The organism is Rhodococcus sp. OS5 (genome assembly GCF_056837585.1).
Genome location: NZ_JBWWRK010000002.1, coordinates 462,807 through 480,409 on the forward strand (window position 1 = coordinate 462,807; position 17,603 = coordinate 480,409).

The window sequence follows — 17,603 nt, forward strand, 5'->3', positions numbered from 1 at the left end:
CACCGTGACCGCAACACACACCGCCCCCGCAGCAGCACTCGAGGTCGCGCAGCTGCACCCCGACGCCCTCGACATCGGCGAGAACGTCCGCGACAGCGTCGATCTGGCGCGGACCCCCGACTTCGTCGAATCCATCCGCGAAAACGGAGTACTCGAAGCGATCAGCGCCGTCCGGACCGCAGACGGCGCGATCGTCGTCCGCGACGGCCAGCGCCGCACCCTCGCCGCCCGCGAAACCGGCCTGGCCAGCATCCCTGTCGTGATCTACCCCGACACCGAAGGCAGCGACAAGGCCCGAGCCGTCGACCGGATCGGCAAGCAGATCACCGCCAACCGGCACCGCGAAGGGCTGACGGCAGCTCAGCACACCCGAGGAGTTGCGCAGATGCTCGAATTCGGCGCATCCATCACGAAGGTGTCCAAGACCCTCGCGATGGACAAAAAGGACGTGAAAGCCCAGGCAGCGGTAGGGAAAGCCGAGGCAGCCCGCGCCGCCCTCGACGCCGGACAGCTCGACCTCGCACACGCGGCAGTAGTGGCCGAGTTCGAGGAAGCCGGTGATACCGAAGCCGTCGAAAAGCTCCTGACCACACGGCCTTACAACTTCGACCACGTAGCGGAGCGACTACGCGGGTTGCGCGAAGAACGGGAGGCATACGCCCTCGCCGCAGCCCCGTTCGAGGAGAAGGGATTTACGATCCTTCCGCACGATCACATCAGTTTCGGGGAGGAGGTGCCGTCCCCGTCCGACCTGGTCACCACAGACGGCGACGAGGTCACCCCGGAGGTGATCGACGCAGCCCCGCAGTTCTGGGCGGTGTTCCTGGGATTGAACGACGCGTTTTTCGACAAAGCGACCGGCGAGCGCGTCGATTACGACGACGTCGATTGGGACACCGAGGACGACGATTCCGCCGTACCCGACGAAGGGCTACGGCACGCCAATACCGTCGACTACCGGCCCGAGTACCTCCCGGAATACTGGTGCATCGACCAGGAAGGCGCAGGACTTGAACCGCGTCCGATCATCGACGCGGTTCCCGCTGCCGCAGGTGGCAGCGGAAACGGCCCCGCCGAGGCAGCTCGGGCAGTGCGCGAGCAGGAAGGGAAGGACAAGCAGGAACGCCGACGAGTCCGCGAGCTGAACAAGCAGGCCGAGGCCGCGACCACCGTCCGCCGCGAGTTCCTGCGCACAACCTTGCTCGCCCGCAAGACTCCACCGAAAACGGCAGCGACCTACGTCGCGACCACCCTCGCCCGCGATCCCGGACTGATCTCGGAATACAAGGCAGCGGAATCACTCGGTGAGCTGCTCGGATTCAAGGGCTACTACCCCGGCCGAGAGTTGGCCGAGCAAGTGGCGAAGGTGTCCGAGGCTCGCGCTCAGGTGCTGCTCCTCGCGCTGGTGATCGCCGCGCAAGAGTCCCGCATGGTCAAGGACGCATGGCGATCCAAGCCCAAGAACGCCGACCAGTACCTCAGTTTCCTGATGGAACAGGGCTACACCCTCGCCGCCGTCGAGGAAATCATCACCGGACAGCTCACATTCGACGAGGTAGCGATCGACTAACCCGATGTTGCGGCGATCCCCGGCCCGAAAGGGTTGGGGATCGTCCGCCCTTCCGCCCCGCACCTTCCACCTCCGGCCGGCGGTCAGAGCCACCGGCGGACCGGAAGGGCGGAATACGGACACCACCACAGACACTCGAGAAAGCGCCCGGCAGCCGGACCCTAACCACACGATAAAAGCGCAAGGAAAAGGAGCCGACCCGCCCCGGTGTGAACATTCTTCTATCCCGACACTCGCGCATCAAGGCCGCTCCAGAAATAATATCCACACGCGCCACTCGCACGCTCGAACAACGGCGCTACGATATTTTTTCCTACACTCACCTTGACCCACTCCTGTCGAGACCAGAATATCGGCACATGCCGGGGGAGGGGGAGAAAGTGCAGGTAGTGCGCTATGAGGGTAGCTGTGTACATCACGGTTTAGATTAGTGAAAGAATGCGAAAAATGATTGAAGATGTCATTAGCTAAAGCGGAAATGAATCTAAGAAATACCTGCGAAAGTATTGGTTTATATCGCATTGTTCGATAGAATGAAATCAATAAAGAATGACCGACGAGGGGGAATGGCGATCACCGTATACACCTAGCCCGCATGTGTGCAATGCAATGCCACGTACCGCGCACTCGACAAAGCGGGAATCGAATACCACGTCATCGACATCACCGAAAACGTCCAGGCCCGCGATTACGTCATGAGTCTCGGATACCTGCAAGCCCCCGTCGTCGTCGCAGGAGAAAACCACTGGAGTGGATTCCGTCCCGACGAAATCTCCAAGCTCACCCCGGCCGCCTGACCACACACTTTCACCAGCGAAACGAGGACACCATGACCGCAGCAGCATTCACCTTCACCCCCGATGCAGACTTCGTCGACCGCGCACTCGACGCCGAGCTCCGCCGAGACAGCGAATCCGTCGACCGCAAACTCCGCACCATGCTCGCCGCCCTCGACGACTCCCTCGCCGGAATCAGTGATGCACGCGAAGAGCTACACACCCTCTACATCGCCCCTGACGCGGACACCGGCGAAGACGTTGTCGCCCATGACCAGGACATCGCCACTCACCTCGCCGAGGCTGCCCGCAACCTCCGCGCGGCCGCCGAGATCCTGCGCAGCCACCGGCAACTCACCTCACCGCGACCCTGACCTCCCATGCCCACCGGCGACAGCAAGGACCCCGACGTGACACTCTCACTGGCCACCGCCCCCGACTTCGACGACCTCACCGACAACGACAGTGAGATCGACGAGTACAGCACCGCCCTCGACGTCGAGGCTCAACTCCTGTGCTCGCTGCTCTGGGCGCCGGCCGAGAGCGCGAAACGCGCCGTCGCAGCCCTGACCAGCGCAGACTTCTACCGACCCGTGAACGCGGCACTGTTCACCGCCATCGAGGAGCTAGTCACTTCCGGCAAACCACACAACAGTGCCCACGTCTTCACCACCTTGCAGCAGGAAGGACGCACCAGCGGACACCTCGGGAAACAACTCACCAAAGCACTCACCGACATCACCACCATCGGCATCCCGTCCGCCGAACTCGAGCACAACATCGCAGCAGTCCTCACCCAGGCCTACCGGCGCGGATTCCGCGAAGCAGCACGATCCCTCGCCCAAGCCGCCGAAGAACTCCCCGAAGACCAACTGTTCGAACACCTGCTCAGCATCGGCCGCGAACGCCGCGCAGCCTCCCAGCGCCTCGCAGCCATCCGCGAAGGCAGGCCATGACCGACACCCAGTCGCAGCCGAAACACCGTGCCAGATCAACACATTTCATCGCCAACATCGCCTTTGGGATCCTCTACCTGGCGCTCGCAGTATTCGTCCTGACCGTCGCCATCACCGGCACCACCGACGGCCCCATCCTCGCGGTACTTGCCGGAACAGGGTTGATCGCGTTGGCATTTCGCTACTTCATCGCAGCCTGCAAACTCCGCCACACGCCCTCAGCGAAAGGTGAACACCAGTGATGAACGACGACGAACACGACGCCTGGCAACTGCACGACCACGGAGCCAGCTGGGAAGACATCGGCATCGAAATGGGATGCAGCCAGGCAACAGCGCAAACCCTCGCGGCCGCCTACGAGAAACGCACCGACACAGCAGCCCACGACGCGCAAAACGCCCTGTTCTGACCCCTCAAAACTGCAATCCCTGTCGGACCCGCACGGCACACTCATCGCCTCCTCACCAGCGAGATCGCCGGAGGCGAAGCAATCGCCCGCGGACTCGCCGAACTAGCATCACAACACCTAGATAGCTTCGGGACCTTGGATGCGCGGAGCTGAAACAGACGAGAGGGCATACATGACCACATCTGATCTAGATCTCGATATCGGAAGTAAGACAACAGGTTCCGAATCCCCTGAGGGGTGTAACGATCCGCGTCTCGTCGAAGCGACATACACGCTTGATGGAATGGTGATAGCGGTGCTGGGCGCGGGAAAGATCGGGGAGGCCCTTATAGCGGGTCTACTGCGCGGTGGGCACAAGCCCGAAGAGCTCCTGTTTACCGCGCGTCGCGCCGACCGTGCGCTGCAGCTGACCGAAGAGTACGGCGTGAAATCCGTCGAGACGTGGGTAGCCGTCGATCAAGCGGACGTGCTGGTCGTGTCCGTGAAACCGCAAGACATCGACGCGATGCTCGAAGAGTTGAGCGCCGGGATGGCAGCCCACAAACTGGTGGTGACCGTGTGCGCCGGCCTGCCGACAGCGCTGTTTGAACGACGCCTTGGCGACGTGCCAGTCGTCCGGGTCATGCCGAACACCCTGATGATGGTCGGCGAGGCGATGAGCGTTGTTGCCGTCGGCCAGCACGCCACCGCCGAACATGTGGCCACCGTCAAGACGATGTTCGAGTACGTCGGCGAAGTTATAGAGCTAGCCGAGCCACAACTCGACGCCGTCACGGCGCTTTCCGGGTCAGGGCCGGCGTACTTTTTCTACCTCGTCGAAGCTATGATCGACGCCGGCATCCTGCTCGGTCTGCCGCGAGGAGTCGCCAAAAAGCTGATCATTCAGTCGGCTGTGGGATCAGCGAAGATGCTCGACGAGTCGGGAGAGCATCCGATCATTTTGCGGGAAGCGGTCACTTCGCCCGCAGGGACGACGATCAGCGCAATTCGTGAGTTGGAAAATCACGGAGTCCGTGCCGCCCTATTTGCGGCGATCGAGGCCGCTCGCGATAGATCCACTGAGCTGGGCAAACAGTATGACAACTAGATTTTCCGTACCGTTGTCGAGTGACACCATGTCTTACGACAGACCTATGTTCATGATCTTCTTGGGCCCGTGTGCCGCCCGAGTAGCTCGGCAGTGACAACTGCCGGCTGTGCGGGCCGCCGGTCAAGCAAGAACTCAGATCGACCATCTGCAGCAGACTATCGCCGAAGGAACCTCTGATGCGCTGCTGCCGTCGACCGGCGAACGTAACGGTGAGTTCAGGACTACTCGCACATCGAACCGAGCGCGGCGGCCGAACGGAATGCCCTCAGACCGTTGCAGAACGTGTGACCCGCACCAACCACAGCGAAAGCAGCGCCGCGACCGCGACGAGCACAAGGCTGCAGATACTGGAGGCGACCAGCGAAGACACGTAGTCGGCGGGTTGCCCTCGGGAACCGAGTACGGCGAAGAACACGCCACCGATGCCAGCGATTCCGATCGTGCTGGAGAACTGCTGGACGGTGGTGAGGACACCGGAAGCCGCGCCCGCGTAAGTCGGGCGGATCCGGGCGAGCACCTGCCCAGTCACTGTCGGGACCGCAATCCCGTTCCCGATTCCGACAAACATCATCGGAATCGCAAGCTCCACGGCGGTCAGACTCTCCAACCGTGCACTAGCGAGAACGATCACCGTCGCGAATGCGACGATGACGAGTACGGTGCCGACGACTATGGCACGTGCACCGTATTTCTGTACATACGGTCGGGCAACGATGGATGCAGCAGCGAAGCCAATACCAAGCGGCCCAAACGTCAAACCGGCATGTAAGGGGTCCAGACCGATCCCGTCCTGTAAAACCAGGGTCACACAGAAGATGAAGCTGAAGAAGGCAGAAAGCAAGACGACTGAGAGGAACAACCCGAGGTTGAATGCCTTCTCGGTGAACAGTTGAAGCGACAAGATTGGTGTTCCGCCGGAGTGCTGGAGCCGCTGCTCCCACGCGAGGGCGGCAACCATAACCGGGACCGACCCGATCAGCATCGCCCAAGACCACCACGGCCAGCCCTGCGAACGACCGACGATCAGCGGGAACAGCAGCAGCCCCAGACTGGCGGTCACGCCCACGGCACCCGGAATGTCGAGTCGAGCGCGCCTACTGCTCTCGTGTAGCGGCAAGCTCCGCAGTGCGAGCGCCACCGTGACGATCGCGATCGGGACGTTGACGAAGAAAATGACTCGCCACCCAAGACCGGCGATATTCGCTTGTAGAAGCATCCCGCCGATGACCTGCCCGGTAACCGCGCCTACTCCGATTGTGAACCCGAACCAGGACAGCGCCTTCGGCCGCTCGGCTGGCGGGAAGGACGAGGTGATCAACGCCAGTACCTGTGGCATCATCGCAGCCGCAGTCACGCCCTGTAGGAGACGGAACCAAACGAGCATGGCCCCTGAAGTGCTCACACCGCACAGCAGCGACGCGACACCGAAACTTGCCATGCCAATGACAAACATTCGACGGTGTCCGATGATGTCGCCCAGCCGGCCACCGGTGATGAGTCCGGCGGCGTAGGTAAATGCGTACCCGCTGACGATCAACTGCAGCGCCGCGTCGCTCGCATTCAGATCGTGCTGCAAGACTGGCAATGCAACATTGACCATATATAGGTCGAACTGCGCCATGAACATCGCGACCAGGATCACCGGCAACATGTGATGGCGTCGAGGAAACCACTCGTGAGTGGGTTCGCCCGGGGACGCATTCGACTGTGGTTGTGTTCCATTGAGTTTGGCGCCTAGTGTTTCCCGAGCCTGGGTCACGACTCTCCTTTACTCGATGATCATCGTAAGGTCAGACTAAGACTGCGCGACTCGGTGGCATCGACGGCACCAGGGCAGATTTGTTGCGCGGACACGAATGCTCCGAGGTTGGTTGTAGGAGCTTCATGCTCACTGATCGTTCGCGTCCGTTCGCTCAAATATCCTGCTGGGCAATAAGTTACCGCAGGACAGTAGCCATTACCGGACTACGTTGCGAACCCTGTGTCGGTGGTGTTCATTCAAGCTTCCTGGCCGGCGGAGTGAGGGCCTGCCTGGGGGCTCCGGCGAGCATCCAGGTGTGGGGGACCGGTGGATTCTGCACGGCTGCTGTCGTCACTGAGCCCTAACCGTCACAATCGAGCGTATGCCCCTGAATATCGTTGCCATGAAATCAGTTTGGTTAGATCGACGTTCGATCAACAACACTTCGGCCAGAATGAGTTTTGTCGCTGAGCTTCGGCGTTGGATCCGAATGCGCAGCCGCAATGGTAGGCGGGCTCTTCGGTTGTCGGCCGCGACGAGCCTCGACTGCCGCAGCGAGGCGATCGAGCTGGGTTTCGGTGGTGGCCCAGTCGATGCAGGCGTCGCTGATCGATTGGCCGTAGGCCAGCTTGTCTGACTTACCGAGGGTCAGGTCCTGGCGACCGGCGACTAGGAACGACTCAAGCATCAGGCCGACCACCCCTCGCTCACCCGCGGCGATGCGGGTGGCGATGTCGTCGACTACGTCAACCTGCCGGTTGTGGTCTTTGTTGCTGTTTCCGTGGCTGGCGTCGACGACGACACGCGGGGCCAGCGACGACTTTTCCAAGCGCGCCTTCGCCTCGGCGACCGAGGCCTCGTCATAGTTGGTGCCGTTGCTGCCGCCGCGCAGGATGACATGGCAGTCGGGGTTGCCGGAGGTTCGAATCAGCGCGGAGCGGCCGTCGAGGTCGGTGCCGGGGAAGACGTGGCTGGCGGCGGCGGCGTGCACACCGTCAACCGCGACCTGCACGTCACCGTCGATGCCGTTCTTGATCCCGACTGGCATCGACAGTCCACTTGAGAGCTGCCGGTGGACCTGGCTGGCGGCTGTCCGCGCCCCGATCGCGCCATAGGAGACCAGGTCAGCGATGTATTGCGGGGTGATCGGGTCGAGGAATTCACACGCGACGGGCAGACCGAGCGCGGTGATCTCGACCAGAACCTTGCGGCCGAGGCCGAGGCCGGTGTTCACATCGAACGAGCCGTCCAGATGCGGGTCGTTGATCAGACCCTTCCAACCAAGTGTGGTGCGGGGCTTCTCGAAATACACGCGCATCACCAAGTGCAGCCAATCGCCCAGCTCGGCGGCCTTCTCGGCGAGCTTGCGGGCGTACTCAAGCGCGGCCACCGGGTCGTGAACTGAGCACGGGCCGACGATCACCATGAGACGGTCGTGGTCACCATTCAGCGCGTCGACGGTGGCCTTGCGACCTAGGCGGACAGTGTCTGCGAGCGCGTTGGTCAGCGGGTTTACTTGGCGGACCTCGGCGGGCGAGCGCAGCGGGCTCACGCTGATCGTGCGCTGGTCGTCCAAAATGGGATGCCACGAGTCGAGGCTGGCTGCGGTGGTCATGTGTGGGGTCCTATTCAACGGCGGCTCGGCTCTACCAGCGACTTATCGGCGAGTGCGCGGGATGGATGGCTGGGCAGTAATACTGAAGCACCGCCAAGGGTCGGCGATCACCATCGCATCGAAGGGATTAGCGTGATCGATCCGGGTTTTCAGTCGTAGGCGTTTCCAGCCATCATCCGCTTGAAGCCATCGTTATGCTCGACGTATTCGGCGATTGTTCCATCCGGAAGCATGGCCCGCATGTTGTGTCCTGAAGGAACCACCTTGACATCGTTAATAATCTTGACCCCAGCCTGGATCAAATATGCGCGCACATCGTCCAGTTCCTCCACCACCCAGGTCAACTTGGTAGCCTCGAACTGTTCAGTATCGGCTTTATCTCCCGCGATCAGCATAATGTTTCCGATCGCTACCAGGTCGAGCCTAAACGCCTCGTAGTAAAATTCGTGATGTGGACGGTCCACTCCTTGGAGTGCCATGTAGAACTTTTTGTATGCTTCAAGTTCTGTCTTCCGCAGGTATATCCTGGCAAAAAATTTGACCATCTTCATGGCTACTCCCGACTTAGGGTATTGACATCACAGCTCACCCTGCACGCAGAATCTGTTCACACTCCGACAAGGACGCGACGGAATTACCAGCTGCCGTCGAGGGCATTTCGAGTTAGCGTCCTAAAACGATCCCAGTGCACGCTCGGTCAGCATCGTCGACCCCTGCACGAGGGTTCTCGCTTTGAGCAACGTGTCCATCAGCTACGAGAGGCGATTCTTACTTACAGGACGATGTGACGGCTTCATCGTTCCTGCCGCCGCTCTGTTAGGAAATTGAACGCCTTATCTTTGATGGTGATGGTCATGTGCATTCCCGACCCTTCGGTGGCCGCTGCACCCGAGATCATGTATGGCATGTGCCACTGATACTGCACGAGGATTCCGCTTTCCGAACCGGAGTCCGACCCGTCATATTGTGAGACGTCGCCGTAGTTGTTGACGCCGAATCGACGGGGGTACGCAGCAAATCCTGGCAACCACGCCGCCCCTGCTCTTGCAAAGTCCTCTGGGGTTTCCAACTGTGCCACTGCTTTCTCAGCTTCGACTGCCAGCTCCTTGTAGTAGTCGCGAATCTGATCTCCACTGCAGCGAGAAACGACCTCGTGCGGAACGAACAGGAACAGGAGATGATTTCCGAAGAGGAGACTCGACGCATACGAGGCGTTCTTCATTACCATAAGGTTTTCACTGGCGCGGTTGAGAAATTCCGCTTTGACCATGTCGAGATGTGCACCGATCTTGCGGGCCGGTTCGACGGTCTCTCGAAGCTTCCAGGGCATGATTCGCGAGCATTCATCATCATCAATGAACGGCTTCCTCGCCGGGAGATATTGGTCCAGGTCAGCGGTCTGCAACTGAATTTCGGCTATCGACTCTGCAATGCGGAAATGGTCCTTGCCCGCCATCATCGTGGCCATCAACGCTTGATGGAAGCGGAAACACCTGTAGCCGTCGTTCATCGACATGGGAAAGACTGTAAAGATGCCCTGAATATCGGGGTTCGACTTGTAGGTGACGGACATCAACAGGAAGCCGTCGTAGTAATTTGGGTACTCGTCGAACACGATCTCTTGGAAGGATGAGATCGGGAATTCTTCCGGACTCTCGAATTGTCGCTCGATCAGATAGCACTTCGAAAAGAATGGATTCTCGTCGAAGTAATAACTGACTGCGTCTCGAAAGTCGCCAAGCGAGAATGGCTGTTCGACGTTGTACGTTGAAAGTGCCGGGTAAAATTGTCCCACACCAAGAGGATGTGGGAAGGACATCAGGGAGAGTCGGATAATTTTGTCAACTATCGACAACGGCATGGTCTAATCAACTCCGATAGACGAGTACGAGGAGAAGTCCCGGAAAGCGTTTCGGTCGGGGCTCGGAAAATCGCGAAAAATGTCCGATTCGGCGGCTAGCTAACTCCCTTCTGCAGGGACTGGCGAAAGCTAGACTCCCGTCGGTTCAATCACTGGCTCGTCCGGAGCGGTGGCCGGAGCCGCGTCCTCCGCTGGTGCGGAAGGGGACTCTGTGCGCCAGGTGCACCCGTCGCCTGACTGTTCGCACGACACCTTAATGTCCGGTTCTACGTAGCGGGTGGCGATGGCCGTGTTGAGTTCCTGGCAGTACGGGCACGGTGACGAGAATGTCAGGGCGACGCCGGCTCGTGCAGCTTCTTTCCGGTACCGGAGGATCCCGCAGTCGGCGTTTCGCAGGACGCTGCCCGAGGGCTGATCCTCGGTGGACACTGCCGAGTCGTACAGCAACAGCTGACGTTGCAGCCGGTTCATGAAGTGATTGGCTGCCGATTCCCCATCGGGCCGTTGGACTCGTAGCAAATCCGCGGTGATGCGGGAATTCGCCTCGATCCATCCGGAGAGGCCTTCTTCGCCGTGCTCTCCCAGAACGAACTCTTCCGCGGCGGCCTGGGCCTCGAAGTATCGCTGACGCCACAGGTCGACCTTCTCTGCCGGCTCGAGCGGGGTCGTTTCACCGGTCATGGTCTGTGTTCTTTCCGGTGACGTTGTCCAACTCGGCGAAGACCTCATGGGCGACACGAAGTCCGTTGTGGGCGACCGGCCAGCCGCCGTAGTAGGCGAGCTGAATGATGACTTCGATGATCTTCTCCCGCGACATCCCGAGGTTCAGGGAGGCGCTGATGTGGCCCCGCAGCTCGAAATCGGTGCGCGCCAGCGTGACCGCGGTTAGTGCGATCAGTTCGCGTTCCTTCAAGCTCAGGTGCGGGCGGGCCCAGATTTCACCGAACAAGTGGTCGACGGTGATCTGGGTGAAGTCCGGGGAAGACACTGGGCGCGGTTCGCGGCCGAAGACCTCCTTGAAGATGGCTTCACCCCGATCACGCCGGGTAGATGGCTGATTCATCGATCAACTCCTCCATATTGAGGCTAAGTTGGCTGCGGTTGGGAAGCTGTCAACATTGGCTGCTGCCTTCGGATTCATCACAGGACGATGCTGAGCTTGCCGTGCTCGTACAATGTCTCGTGGTCGAGCACCACGACCCGTTTCCGGATCCGGAACGATCCGCCTCGAGGGACGAGTTCGAACCGGTATTTTCCGACGTAAACGTCGGAGCGCCGGTGCCCGAAGCGGTATGCGACGACATTCGCCGCAACCTCGAGGTAGCTGCCCTGATCAGCCAAAATTTCCACGTTGCTGACAATGCGATTCGTTCGCGACCGAGGGTTTTCGCACCACACTTCGCCATCGAGGATTTGCTTGATCCGCTGACGAAGTCGGGCTGCATCGTCGTCGATGAGCCCGAGCGCTTCGTCCGACTCGCCACGGACATCTGTAGCAGGCACCACGTAGCGGATGTCATCGGTCAGCATCTCGTCGTACCACTCCGTCAGGCGCCACTCGTCGAGCAGTCGGGCCTCACGGAAAATGAACTGGCTCACCTGGTGCCAAAGTCTCACCTGGGCTGCATCGTCGACCGTCAGTTCGTTGGTCATTGCTGTTTTGCCCCTTACAACTCGGCCTGGTGAGCGACCTCGACGCGACCGTCGTCGCCGTGCATCATCCGGTCCCACTGCCGCCAGAATTCGCGAGCAGGAAGCTCATCGGTCGTCTCGGGAATCTCCTTGTTCATACCGCGTGACAGATCCGAGTAGCGCACCGTGCGGTTGAGATAGCCTCGCTGGCACGACTCGACGATCTCGATGTCGTCGGGAGTGGCGAAGCCGGCAGGGCCGAGGAACGTGAGATAAGAACTCTTCCGGAGTTCCCGAATCTCCGGATCCTCATCCTTGGGGGCCAATGCAACCGATGTAATAGACATCCGGTCGGCACCGACCGGGTCGATCTTGCGAATCGTGATCGCTTGCCCATCGATAATCATCAAGTTCGGGAAAATCAGCAAAGCGCGATTGGTACTGGTGATCCGTTCGGCGTGTTCAGTGCCGAACCGCTCGACGAAATGTGCAGCGATAGCCTCGATTTTCGGCCGGACCTTGTCACCGAACATCGGCGTCCAGTAGGCGAGTGGGCGGGCCGCGGCCGGCGGCATCTCGTTGGCTCCATGACCCAGGCCGAGCGCGCGACCGAAACCACCTCGTCGTCGTGGCGCCTTCCCCCCGAGCGACTCCATGTAACCGACGTAGCGTTTGTGCAGTGCACTGAAGTGATACAAGTCGACGCTGTTCTCCATCAGGAGCTTCCAGTTCGCTTGAGCCCCGTGCAGTTGCGCGCCTTGGATCACCTCCATCCCGGACTCGGACTGGTCATCGATCAGATCGAGGTACTCCGTGGCTCCCGCTAAGTACTCGGTCAAGGTGCGCGGCTGTTCCGGATCGAAGGTGAGGAAGACAAACCCGCGGTAACTGTCACTGTGGTGCTGTGCCAGGCCGAAGTCCGCCTTCTTGAAGCCCGGCCCGTACCCGTCCGGCATTGGGACCCCGGTCAATTCACCCCGATTGGAGAACGTCCAGTCGTGATAAGGGCACCGGAACGACTTCGCCTGCCCGGTCGGCTGTGAACAGATCAAAGCACCGCGGTGAGTGCAGGCGTTCGCAAACACCCGGATCACCCCGTCGGACCCGTGCGCCATGACCACCGGGCGCCCGCCGACATCGCGTGATACGAAGGAACCCGGCGCGGGCACCTCCGATTCGTGCCCGACGTACAACCAGCAGCGATCGAAGATCCTCGCGATCTCGCGCACGGCCACGGCGTCGTCGGTGTAGGCGCGGTGATCCACCCGGAACGAGGGGATCTCTAAATCATCGATGACGATTGGGTCGTCCACCGCCCGCTGCAGTTCAATCGTCACTGCTCCCTCTTTCGCTGTAGTTTCTGAACGGTTCCGGACACAAGAGCGGGCATTGAACCCCAGGGGCAGACTCGGGCGACGCACTGACCGCAATATCGGCTGGCGTCACCACAGCACCTCTTCTCGCACTGTCGGTTTCGAATGTATCCGGTGAGGGAGGAAGCCCACCACTACTCATTCAGGTAGCGACGAAGTTCGGGCGTCAAACGGTTGCGCAGCGCTGAAGGTTCCGATGATGGGCATTGAAAAATCCCGGCTGGCCTTGTTGCGGTACGGATTTGATAGAGCGAGGTGTCGCCGGTGTTCGGCATGGTGTCAGTCAGTCTCCGACGCCCTCGGTGAGCGAGCGCAGGTTTGTCAATGAAGTGCTTCGCGGCGACATCGGTGAACAGCTGGTCGTCGCGGCCAGCGAGCTCAACGACGAACGACGTAGATGACCTTCTCAGACGGGGCGAGAAAATCTGTATCGCAACGCAATTCGCTGTTCCAGGCAGCCAGTTCCATGGATCGCCACACGGTACTGCCCGACCAGCAACACCGAAGCAGAGAGCCCTGATCCGTCAACATATTCGTCAACGTATTCGTCAATATGCAGACAGCTTCCAGTTGTTCGTGAACATCAGATACGCCTCGTCGATCACGAGTACGTGTGTACGGACACGCCCTTATAGGCTCTGCGACAATAACTTTGAAGGCATTGAGGATCAGCTGGCACCTACTGGCAATGCCGCTGCAGACGGACTTTAGCTTTGCAGCGCGATGCGTGGGCTGCCACTACCTACCCGGTTGAGTGGTAGCCGCCCTACGAATCACAGTTGCGTGGCCGCGATTCGCGCTAGTTCCACCCGCGAGCAAATACCGAACTTTTCGAACACCTTTCGCAAGTGGTAGTTGACGGTGTGGGTGGACAACTGCAGCTTCCGTGCGATCTGGGCATTCGTCATCCCCTGACTCACATAGAGCGAGATAGTGCGCTGTGCGTCGGTGAGGGCCGCCCACTCCTCCGCAAATTGTGATTCGACCGTCACTGGCGACACTCCTTCGTGCCGACCCAGCATCAGCTCGGCATATTGGGCGGCCCCAGCCTCGCGGTATCGCCGGGACGCGGTCGTGATACTGATTCCGGTCAGCCGGTGCTGGGCGCCGTACATCTTCTGCCGCAACTGGCCCAGATGTTCATGAGCCAGTGCAGAAGCCCACGGGTCGGCATAGGAGTTCGCGGCGTCGCGAAGTTTGAGTTCATCGCGACCGATCAAGGCCCTGGCGTGAATGGCGGAGTGACGGATGGCGTGCCAGTCGGGATTTCGAGCAGCCAACTCCTCGACCGCATCCAAGACCACAGTGGCTAGCGCAATATCCGCATGGTCCAGTGCGGACTGCACCAACCAGGGTGCTGCACCGGCTTCTTCGATGAATAGCTGCCTGGAAGTCAACAGCAGGGGCAGCCGGGTGGCGGCCAAGGTTTTTGCCCGTTCGAAGCCGAGTTGTGCGCACGCGATCCGGAATTCGCTCCAGTCGGATCTGATAGATGGGAACACCGTGCCAAATTCGGCAGCTTCTGCGCGGGAGCGCCAAACGTGGTTCGCGGCTGCACCGACCTCACCGGCACGCAACCGTACCAGCGCCGCAACTCCGGCGGCGAACGGCTCGATCCATTGATTACCGGAACTCGCGGCCAGCACAAGGGCATTGTTTATCTCCCGCTCAGCTTCCTGGAACCTCCCTTGTTGCAAGCGAATCCGGCTCGAGATCACTCCCGCGCAAGCGGTCGCGGCGAACGGTTCATGGTCGGCGCGCACCAGCTTGTCGACCCGGCTCAGCAGGCTCTCCGCCAACGCGAACCGGCCGTCGTCTGCGAGTTTGGAGGCATACGACAGCAGCGGATACGGAGTCCAAGGCGACGGCGGAGCCGATTCTGCGATTATGACCGCGCGCTGTCCCCATTCAATGCTGTTGTTCAGAGACCCCGTCGCCCACATCAGGTTGGAAATTACTGTGCAGGCCACCAATACGTCCAGGTCCAGGCAGCCTGCTGGAACCTCATCAACAATCGCCATCGCCCGCTCAAGCACGAGGGCAGTGTTGTTATGCAGAAGCCCGACGATATTCGCACTAACCACACAAGGGTTGCGAGCACCACCCAACTGCGTCGACTTGGCCATTTCGAACAGTAGATCCTCACACAGTACGCTGACCAGAGGCTCAGGCAACGGGGTTCGCAATACGTTTCTCGCGAGCAGGATTGCGGGCCACAATCTGTTGGAACCGTCCCGCGCAACATAGAATTGGCGGCGCTTGTCGGGCGTCGTAGTATCCGTGAACCCATGCCCCAGGACCAGGGCAAGATCATTACCACTAGTCGACATCGTATGTAATTGCAAATCCCCGGTCACGAAAAGAATCAACCCCCTGATTCAATGCACTATGAATGGATGGACGGTAATCCGTGTGCCTACCGTCCGGTCCGGAGCGGCTGGGAACATTAATACATAACCTTAGAGTGCGCGCATCACGAAATCCGTTTCAGTGCCCGAGGTCACAAAACGGACCGTTCGACTTCTTATTGAAACATGCTGGTCAGGGTGCCGTAGAGGCGTAGGTAGGTCAGGCTAACAGATGGGAATGATGTCACGACGCATGCCAAAAGTAATTATCTTGCTCTAATAGACTAAAGTTCAGGTAAATTGGGCATTTTAAAGATTGGGTAAATTCGAGCCACTCACGCTGATTTTGTACGGTCTTTCCTTGCCGCTATCCAGTTTATTTCGATTGATGAACAGCGTCCGCATGTCCAGGTCATTTTCATGTAGAGCAAGTTTGCCGCTCAAATTCGCCGGATGTCCTGATGTCGGGCCGACAGTGTCGACTGCGGCGAATGGCGGGAAATTTATCTACTTGCCCAGCTTGTGGCGGCATACGCCGCTTTCGGTTCCCTTGAAGCTGGCCACCATCGGAAGGTGCTACGCCAACGGCCACAACCTCGATGATGCCAGTGCTCCGTTCACACGCAGTGGGTCCACTGAAATCGATAAGAATCGTTGCCGATAAGAGTTATTATGTCACTCTAACGATGAAAAGTGCTGCACTGCAGCGAAATACGTCCGCGTCGAGTGTGCATCGTCAGTATCGAGTGGCGGCATCGCTACCAGAGTGCGAGCGGACGTCCTGCAGCCTCGGCCGCAGCGATGCGCTCTCCGATCGTGGCGACGTCCAAGTTCTGTTCGATCCCGATACGGATCGCGGCAGCGATGGCGCGAGTGCGACCCGCAGGTCCCCGGACGTCGGCGAGTGGGCTGGCGATGTTGCGTCGCCGAAGCTCGTATTCGCTGCGGTTGCTGCGATTGGTTCCCAAGTGCATATGTGCCGGATTGGTGCAGCCTGCGAAGTCGCATTGATGACACAGCACCGCGTCATCGGTGTTGGACCAGCCCAACCTCGATATGACACCGTATTCGAGCTGGTATGCGAACAAATGCGCCGGCACGGTCCCACGCCGCGACGGCCCGGGCAGGCTCGCCGCTCGGAAGGAACCGTGCCCGGTCGATGACACGCCGCCGATCCATGGCCAACACTGCTCCTGGCGGCGTCGAAAGCGTTTGGACTCGAAGCGAGAAACGACGGCAGGATCGTCGAGCCACGAACGCCACAGACGTTCGGGGATACGTACCGGGTGGGGCTGCCCGATCAACGTCATCTGGAACGCCGGTCGCGCGGGAGTGCCGTGGGGCATGCCGGGCAGTGGCGGTGGAGCATCGTTGACGAACGTCATCGTTTGTTCCTGACGCTTGATCCGGGCTGTTACCGGGTCTGAATGTAGAGACAAGTGCCGACAACCAGTTGAAGATCCGGGGTCTGACCTGTGGTGGGGGTCGGTAACAGTCCGCGGGGCGTCTGAGCAGCACCTGGCGCGGAGAGCGGAGTCCGTCGAAACGGGGTGTAGTCCCAAACCTGGAACAACCTGTTCTCCTCTCCGTAAATAGGGACAGGCCAGGCAGGGTGTGTTCTTGCATGAGGCGGGTCATGAGGGCTTGGGAGCATGTCGCGCTCGTCAGAGTCGCGTACGTCGGGCATGGGTCGAGCGTGGTCCCAGCCCTTCAGATCACACGTCGACGCCGTCCGATGGGCTGCCAAAACGAGTTGCATCACCGCATGATGACGACAAACGCCAGTAGGGCCTCGGGTCCAGCCGAGGCCCTACTGGTTTGTCCGGAGGGGATGTGATCTACGAACTGGATGCCCGAGTCCGCATTCCCTCCACATCAGGTCCGGGGATCTAATGCTTTGGACGTAGGTGCGAAAGTTCGTCCGCATTCCCCTCAGGGTTGGCAACCGGGAGGGTTCCTGGCCACTCGCCTTCTCCCCGATTGGAAGTCGGGTTCCGGGCTAGTGGATAACTTGCTTTCGCGCCTGGGAAGAACAGTACAGGGGCTATTTGAACTTTGCAACTGTGGATCGACCTACGACGAATAGTGGCCGAGTTACCCCTTTCGGTCCGACGATCGAGTGTCGCTGCCGATTGATCCTGCGACGGTTGGAGGCTCGAATATTGGGTATGAGCTGCAGAAATGTTGTAATCCTGATACGTACGAGTTGGCAATGTGTCCTGCCGGTCGGCG

17 protein-coding genes are annotated in these 17,603 nt (G+C 60.0%); 7 read left to right on the forward strand and 10 right to left on the reverse strand.

The genetic code is table 11. The features are described from left to right. Positions 1–4: 4 nt before the first annotated feature. From ACVZUB_RS32255 to proC, 7 genes are all read left to right on the forward strand, one after another. The gene (locus ACVZUB_RS32255; protein WP_482628629.1) at positions 5–1,570 is read left to right on the forward strand and encodes a ParB/RepB/Spo0J family partition protein; all 1,566 of its coding nucleotides are present in this window, start codon (positions 5–7) and stop codon (positions 1,568–1,570) included. 599 nt (positions 1,571–2,169) lie between these two features. Further along, the gene (gene nrdH / locus ACVZUB_RS32260) at positions 2,170–2,367 is read left to right on the forward strand and encodes a glutaredoxin-like protein NrdH (protein ID WP_232330113.1); all 198 of its coding nucleotides are present in this window, start codon (positions 2,170–2,172) and stop codon (positions 2,365–2,367) included. 32 nt (positions 2,368–2,399) lie between these two features. Next, positions 2,400–2,720 carry a hypothetical protein gene (locus tag ACVZUB_RS32265; protein ID WP_482628630.1) on the forward strand — a complete coding sequence of 107 codons (321 nt, stop codon included), beginning with the start codon at positions 2,400–2,402 and terminating at the stop codon, positions 2,718–2,720. A gap of 6 nt (positions 2,721–2,726) precedes the next feature. Further along, on the forward strand, positions 2,727–3,302 hold the full coding sequence (locus ACVZUB_RS32270; RefSeq protein ID WP_482628631.1) for a DnaB-like helicase N-terminal domain-containing protein: 576 nt from the start codon (positions 2,727–2,729) through the stop codon (positions 3,300–3,302). Further along, positions 3,299–3,544, forward strand: a complete 246-nt coding sequence (locus tag ACVZUB_RS32275; RefSeq protein WP_076948872.1) for a hypothetical protein — start codon at positions 3,299–3,301, stop codon at positions 3,542–3,544. Before ACVZUB_RS32270 ends, ACVZUB_RS32275 begins: the two co-directional genes overlap by 4 nt. Then, a complete protein-coding gene (locus tag ACVZUB_RS32280) occupies positions 3,544–3,711 on the forward strand; it encodes a hypothetical protein (RefSeq protein WP_179090797.1) in 168 nt (55 codons plus the stop codon). Before ACVZUB_RS32275 ends, ACVZUB_RS32280 begins: the two co-directional genes overlap by 1 nt. A 283-nt stretch (positions 3,712–3,994) precedes the next feature. Next, positions 3,995–4,798 carry a pyrroline-5-carboxylate reductase gene (gene proC, locus ACVZUB_RS32285; protein ID WP_076948871.1) on the forward strand — a complete coding sequence of 268 codons (804 nt, stop codon included), beginning with the start codon at positions 3,995–3,997 and terminating at the stop codon, positions 4,796–4,798. A gap of 268 nt (positions 4,799–5,066) precedes the next feature. On the opposite strand, the gene ACVZUB_RS32290 is transcribed toward proC, so the two are convergent. From ACVZUB_RS32290 to ACVZUB_RS32335, 10 genes are all read right to left on the reverse strand, one after another. After that, positions 5,067–6,560 (reverse strand): MFS transporter, encoded by a 1,494-nt coding sequence (locus tag ACVZUB_RS32290; protein WP_143541233.1) that lies wholly within the window; start codon positions 6,558–6,560, stop codon positions 5,067–5,069. 400 nt (positions 6,561–6,960) lie between these two features. After that, complete coding sequence (locus ACVZUB_RS32295; RefSeq protein ID WP_083745033.1) at positions 6,961–8,157, reverse strand: 3-deoxy-7-phosphoheptulonate synthase; 1,197 nt, start codon at positions 8,155–8,157, stop codon at positions 6,961–6,963. Positions 8,158–8,306: 149 nt separating this feature from the next. Further along, complete coding sequence (locus ACVZUB_RS32300) at positions 8,307–8,708, reverse strand: hypothetical protein (protein WP_482628632.1); 402 nt, start codon at positions 8,706–8,708, stop codon at positions 8,307–8,309. A gap of 242 nt (positions 8,709–8,950) precedes the next feature. Continuing rightward, on the reverse strand, positions 8,951–9,952 hold the full coding sequence (locus ACVZUB_RS32305) for a hypothetical protein (protein WP_076948868.1): 1,002 nt from the start codon (positions 9,950–9,952) through the stop codon (positions 8,951–8,953). Between the two features lie 195 nt (positions 9,953–10,147). Continuing rightward, a complete protein-coding gene (locus ACVZUB_RS32310; protein WP_076948867.1) occupies positions 10,148–10,699 on the reverse strand; it encodes a hypothetical protein in 552 nt (183 codons plus the stop codon). Further along, on the reverse strand, positions 10,689–11,081 hold the full coding sequence (locus ACVZUB_RS32315) for a carboxymuconolactone decarboxylase family protein (RefSeq protein ID WP_081559503.1): 393 nt from the start codon (positions 11,079–11,081) through the stop codon (positions 10,689–10,691). Before ACVZUB_RS32315 ends, ACVZUB_RS32310 begins: the two co-directional genes overlap by 11 nt. A 77-nt stretch (positions 11,082–11,158) precedes the next feature. Further along, positions 11,159–11,671: an aromatic-ring-hydroxylating dioxygenase subunit beta gene (locus ACVZUB_RS32320; protein ID WP_076948865.1), complete on the reverse strand. Its 513-nt coding sequence runs from the start codon at positions 11,669–11,671 to the stop codon at positions 11,159–11,161. A 14-nt stretch (positions 11,672–11,685) separates the two neighbouring features. Beyond that, positions 11,686–12,987 (reverse strand): aromatic ring-hydroxylating oxygenase subunit alpha, encoded by a 1,302-nt coding sequence (locus tag ACVZUB_RS32325; protein ID WP_076948864.1) that lies wholly within the window; start codon positions 12,985–12,987, stop codon positions 11,686–11,688. Between the two features lie 809 nt (positions 12,988–13,796). Further along, on the reverse strand, positions 13,797–15,149 hold the full coding sequence (locus tag ACVZUB_RS32330) for a helix-turn-helix transcriptional regulator (protein WP_482628633.1): 1,353 nt from the start codon (positions 15,147–15,149) through the stop codon (positions 13,797–13,799). A 980-nt stretch (positions 15,150–16,129) separates the two neighbouring features. After that, a complete protein-coding gene (locus ACVZUB_RS32335; RefSeq protein WP_076948862.1) occupies positions 16,130–16,756 on the reverse strand; it encodes a hypothetical protein in 627 nt (208 codons plus the stop codon). Positions 16,757–17,603: the final 847 nt, after the last annotated feature.

Bases quoted from the DNA above. Each gene is read 5' to 3' on its own strand.
- ACVZUB_RS32320 (WP_076948865.1), bottom strand. From the start codon at position 11,671: ATGACCAACGAACTGACGGTCGACGATGCAGCCCAGGTGAGACTTTGG.
- ACVZUB_RS32275 (WP_076948872.1), top strand. From the start codon at position 3,299: ATGACCGACACCCAGTCGCAGCCGAAACACCGTGCCAGATCAACACAT.
- ACVZUB_RS32300 (WP_482628632.1), bottom strand. From the start codon at position 8,708: ATGAAGATGGTCAAATTTTTTGCCAGGATATACCTGCGGAAGACAGAA.
- ACVZUB_RS32295 (WP_083745033.1), bottom strand. From the start codon at position 8,157: ATGACCACCGCAGCCAGCCTCGACTCGTGGCATCCCATTTTGGACGAC.
- ACVZUB_RS32330 (WP_482628633.1), bottom strand. From the start codon at position 15,149: ATGGCCAAGTCGACGCAGTTGGGTGGTGCTCGCAACCCTTGTGTGGTT.
- ACVZUB_RS32270 (WP_482628631.1), top strand. From the start codon at position 2,727: ATGCCCACCGGCGACAGCAAGGACCCCGACGTGACACTCTCACTGGCC.
- ACVZUB_RS32335 (WP_076948862.1), bottom strand. From the start codon at position 16,756: ATGACGTTCGTCAACGATGCTCCACCGCCACTGCCCGGCATGCCCCAC.
- ACVZUB_RS32315 (WP_081559503.1), bottom strand. From the start codon at position 11,081: ATGAATCAGCCATCTACCCGGCGTGATCGGGGTGAAGCCATCTTCAAG.
- ACVZUB_RS32280 (WP_179090797.1), top strand. From the start codon at position 3,544: ATGAACGACGACGAACACGACGCCTGGCAACTGCACGACCACGGAGCC.
- ACVZUB_RS32265 (WP_482628630.1), top strand. From the start codon at position 2,400: ATGACCGCAGCAGCATTCACCTTCACCCCCGATGCAGACTTCGTCGAC.
- ACVZUB_RS32310 (WP_076948867.1), bottom strand. From the start codon at position 10,699: ATGACCGGTGAAACGACCCCGCTCGAGCCGGCAGAGAAGGTCGACCTG.
- proC (WP_076948871.1), top strand. From the start codon at position 3,995: ATGGTGATAGCGGTGCTGGGCGCGGGAAAGATCGGGGAGGCCCTTATA.